Source organism: Methanobrevibacter sp. (assembly GCF_045646205.1).
Classification (GTDB): Archaea; Methanobacteriota; Methanobacteria; order Methanobacteriales; family Methanobacteriaceae; genus Methanocatella.
Genome location: NZ_JAZRKF010000057.1, coordinates 1 through 4,418, shown reverse-complemented (window position 1 = coordinate 4,418; position 4,418 = coordinate 1). Strand labels below are relative to the sequence as shown.

The 4,418-nt window shown below is 33.7% G+C and carries 5 protein-coding genes; 1 reads left to right on the top strand and 4 read right to left on the bottom strand.

Going from position 1 to position 4,418, the window contains the following annotated elements:
- From ACKI44_RS09500 to ACKI44_RS09485, 4 genes are all read right to left on the bottom strand, one after another.
- On the bottom strand, positions 1–653 hold a 653-nt coding region (locus ACKI44_RS09500), incomplete at its 3' end, for an FAD-dependent oxidoreductase (RefSeq protein ID WP_407423793.1).
- Positions 650–1,591 (bottom strand): ferredoxin:CoB-CoM heterodisulfide reductase subunit HdrB, encoded by a 942-nt coding sequence (hdrB, locus tag ACKI44_RS09495; RefSeq protein ID WP_407381851.1) that lies wholly within the window; start codon positions 1,589–1,591, stop codon positions 650–652. The genes ACKI44_RS09500 and hdrB, both read right to left, overlap by 4 nt.
- Complete coding sequence (gene hdrC / locus ACKI44_RS09490; protein WP_407423791.1) at positions 1,588–2,199, bottom strand: ferredoxin:CoB-CoM heterodisulfide reductase subunit HdrC; 612 nt, start codon at positions 2,197–2,199, stop codon at positions 1,588–1,590. The genes hdrB and hdrC overlap by 4 nt, the downstream gene beginning before the upstream one ends.
- Positions 2,200–2,212: 13 nt before the next feature.
- Positions 2,213–3,466: a methanogenesis marker 16 metalloprotein gene (locus ACKI44_RS09485; protein ID WP_407423789.1), complete on the bottom strand. Its 1,254-nt coding sequence runs from the start codon at positions 3,464–3,466 to the stop codon at positions 2,213–2,215.
- Between the two features lie 455 nt (positions 3,467–3,921).
- Between ACKI44_RS09485 and ACKI44_RS09480 the strand changes: the two genes are divergently transcribed.
- Positions 3,922–4,418: DUF2099 family protein (locus tag ACKI44_RS09480; protein WP_407423787.1), on the top strand; the 497-nt coding region annotated here is incomplete at its 3' end.

The window sequence follows — 4,418 nt, the reverse complement described above, 5'->3', positions numbered from 1 at the left end:
ACCTTTGAGTTAGTCCAAACAGTTATGTTTTCATTCCATACCAAATCATTTAGAATAGGATTAAGCAAACACATACCACATTCTTCAGCAATTTTTACAGGAGAGAAAACTTTTCCGATTTTAGCCATATGCCCGCCTAATGTTGGTGACTGTTCGATAATAGTGACTTTTGTTCCCTGGCGTGCAAGGGATAATGCCGCATTCATTCCAGCAATCCCTCCCCCAATAACAGCCACTTCATCAGGAGTTTGACAATAAATAGGATTAACCTCATCTGATTGCTTGACCTTTTCTATAGATGCATTAATAAGTGTAATAGCTTTTTTTGTAGCCTTCTTTTTATCCTCATGAACCCAAGAACATTGTTCCCTAATATTTGCCATATCCATCAAATAAGGATTTAAAGGTTTTACATAATCTTGAAATGTTTTTTCATGACTTATAGGTGAACATGCCCCAATTACAACCCTATCCAAATGATGTTCGATGATTGCATCACGTATGATTTTACGTCCATTTAATGAGCATAAATTTTCAAATTTTTCTATTACCTCAACATCAAGTGATTGTCTGACTTCATCCAAATCTACAGTATCGGAGATGTTTCCACCACATTCACATAAGAAAACGCCAATTTTCAAATCTCCACTCATGATTCAACCTCCTTTAATTCTGTAATCACAGAATCGATTTTGGAAGTGTGTGCCTGAACACCGACGACACTCTCCCAATCAGCACCCATTGCAATAGCAATGAATTGGGAAATATTCAAGTGAATCGCTTTAAATTCCCTGCCTTCCCTTTTAGAGATTAATGGTTGGTATCTGTCAAATTGTATATGGCAATTAGGACATAAATGCACTACAATTTCTACACCTTCATCCTTAAGTGAATTCATTTTATCTGCTGTAGCTGTAAATGATAAATCTGGATTAGAATATCTTTGTCTAAATCCTGTACCGCAAGAGGCTCTTTTATGATCATACCATCCAATTGTTTTGCATCCGCATGCTTCAATGAGTTCATCAATTATATTCGGATCTCTTACACCAGCAATAGTATCTTCATAATGAACTTTACAGTAATGACATCCATGGTGGGTAGCTATCTTGTATTGACTTAAATCATATTTAATATGCTTTTTAATTTCGTCTTTTTTACCATATAAAATATCTACAAAATGAAAAATATTCTCTGTAGGCGTCAAATCATTTTTTTCATATTTCAAATGATCCAAACCATTTTCTTCAAATAAAGTATTGATTTCATCCCGCAAGTCATCTTTATTATTTAATAACTTAACGGATTTTTTGTTAATTGCATAGCATGTAGCGCACATCATTACAAGATTAGGTCTTCCGAGATTTTGAGCAACTTTAAAATTACGTGCCCCAATTGCAGTTGTTGAAACTTGATCAAAAACATCAGAATAATGCCCTAATCCAGTACAACAGGTCTGTTTTTCCGAAATACCATAATCAATACCTAATTTTTCAAAAACATATTTGGTTGAGGATTCAATACCAGGATACTCTACACTTACAAGACAACTTCTAAACAGAAGAAGATTTTTATCTGGAATATCTTTCATTTGTTAGCCTCCTCTTCTTGTGATTTCCTAATATTTTCCATTCTTTGCTTAAATCCAGTAATTGTTAAAATTAAACTAACTTCATCAATAACATCTTCTGGAGGCATTAATGGAGGATAAAGATTTAATTTATCCCTATTTTCTTCCAATTTTTCAAATCTAATCTCTTCCCATCCAGGGACATCTTTTGCAATATCATCAAAAAATATTTCCGGGATTGCTCCGATTGCCGCATCAAAATATGAGTCAGCAAATCCAAGATATTCATAAAGCTTATCCCATCCTATACCTTGGTTTATTGCAAATTGTTTTAATATTTGATTTACTTCACAAACACTGTTCCCAACTGGACATACACTATGACAAGTATAACAATAAAAACAATTCCATAAATAATCTTCATGCATTATTGTTTCATCACCGTCAAGAACTCTTTCAATAATTTCTCTAGGATTATATTCAGAATGGCGTGCTGCAGGACATGTGGAAGTGCATAAACCACATTGCACACATTTCAAGACACCATCATCCCTAGTATTCTTTACATTAGTTATTATATCTTCTGCAAAATTAATGGGAGCGTCATTAATCTTCTGTTGAGTAGTCATTAAAACCACCTCACTACAAAGTAAATTCCTGTGTTTCAAGTAACTTTTTCAACTGATTAGATAATTTATTTCCTCTTAATCTATCAGATTGTCTACAGATAATTGGCACGTTGACTAATTTGTCATTAATTTCCAAATCAACATCGCCGGTATTCATGTCAAATGCATCATTCTTACAGAAGTGAGCGCATAATCCACATCCAAAGCACCTTGTCAAATCCAATCTTTCATTTGCAAAAGCCTTTGTTGGACAAATCTCTTCAATTGTACATGAATCACATTTTGAACATTTTGATCTGTCATATTGTGGTCTTAAATCATAGCCTTCCCACATTTCTTTGTAGTTGGTTTCACCTAATGGTAAATGACGACCCTTGATTTCTGCTAATGGCAATTTAATGTTTTCATCCGTGATGAGCAGATTATTATATATTTCCTCATTTAAAACTGGAATAGGTATGGCCACAGTATCATAAACTTCACCGCCCTGCCCAGTTTTATATCCACCGAGATAATATGGGTCCATCTGCTTATAATCAGCAGTCAACATTAAATTCGGTTTTTCAGCACTAGAACGTGTACCGTCACCTAAAACATACCCTTCAGCTCCATTGAATAAAAATCTGGTTCCAGTTTTTATTACATTATGTGGAATATCATTCTGTAATGGATTCAAATCGCCACATCCTGAAAATGTTAAACCGGAAAGATTTCCTTCTAATGGAATTGCGGAAAAAATAGAATTGATTGGTTCGTTATAAGTATTAACAAAAGCAGTATAATTTTTAAATGCCATTCTAGTTCCTATAATTTGGCCTCTTCCAATATCATCTATAGTTATTGTGTTTTCAATAGTTTTGCCTTCAACGCTTTCAACTCTCACATCAATTGTTTTGCCTTCTAAAAGTTCTTTTAAAACAAAACCTCCACCATAATTGTGGTCATATATTGAATGAGTAGTCCCATGAAGTATAACATCAATTGCACCTAACCATTCGTTTGGACATGGTCCTGCATGTGCCGGAACCCCATTTAAAAATACTTCTTCAGCTCGTATGAATTCCCCCGGTCCAGAAACTATAAAATTGAGTATAGCAGCTGTACCACTCATTACACCACAAGTTCCTGTTGTAACCACATCAACTTCATCAAAACTTGGAGTGTTACCTTCTTTAATAAGTTTTTTAAACTCTTCTGCCGTGTAAATATTGGCATCGCCGTTTTCAATCTTTTGATTGATCTGGCTAATAGTTCTTTGATTAGTCAATTTCACTACTCTCCTAAACTTTCCTTATTTTCCAATTTGGTTCTTCTTTAAGACAATAAATCCCTTAAAGGTTTAATATCATCACTGGAATCCATGCCCGAGTTTAGTGTATTATCCAGTAGGATGAAATAGACTAAGCTTTGTAAGGTAAATTTTTACTTTTACCAAAGCAATCTAGGATTTAATCAATTTCATCATTTGATTTCGCCCGATTTTATCAATTGATATCTTTCACCTTCTCATATTTTCTCATTATAAAGAAGAGTTGATATTTAGATAAACTATCCCTTCCATTTAATTTTTTAAATTTTAAGATAGAAACTTAAAAATATCACAATAGTTATATTTTTAACTTATAGTATTTAAATATAACAATAGTTAACTTTAATGGGAAAATCTATCACAAAAAAGTAAACTCAAAATCTGAAAAATGTAATGTTGTTCAAGGTGAAACTATGGCAAAAGACTATCATGTAATCGAAGCGTTAGGTAAAACAGAAGTAGTAATAGAAAATGGAGAAGTAACCTCAGTTGGAGAACCCCTTGTTGATTTCTGCCCTATTTTTTATAAAATTGATGGTGCTGAACATCTAACTAAATATTTCATAAAATGGAATATGGAAAAAAGAATCCGGGAATTTGGAATGTGCACACCCCAAAGAGTAGTGAAAATGAAAGATTTCATGAGCTTTGGAATATCTGAAATTCTAAGAACAAACATTGAATTAGGATTGATTGACTGTGTTGTTGGCGTGTGCGAAGGCGTTGGAACATTACTGATGACAGATCCTGAAATTATTCAGGGAGTAGGTGGTCGAGTATCGGCACTTATTAGCACTACACCCATACCGGAAGTTATTGAACAAGTTGGAATTGAAAACGTATTAAATCCAGAAACAGCTGATTTAAACCCTATTAAAGGATTGGAAATGGCAATTGAAAGAGGCTATAA

What these genes read in the sequence shown, in the direction of transcription:
- hdrB (WP_407381851.1), bottom strand. Translation starts at nt 1,591, where the DNA reads ATGAAAGATATTCCAGATAAAAATCTTCTTCTGTTTAGAAGTTGTCTT.
- hdrC (WP_407423791.1), bottom strand. Translation starts at nt 2,199, where the DNA reads ATGACTACTCAACAGAAGATTAATGACGCTCCCATTAATTTTGCAGAA.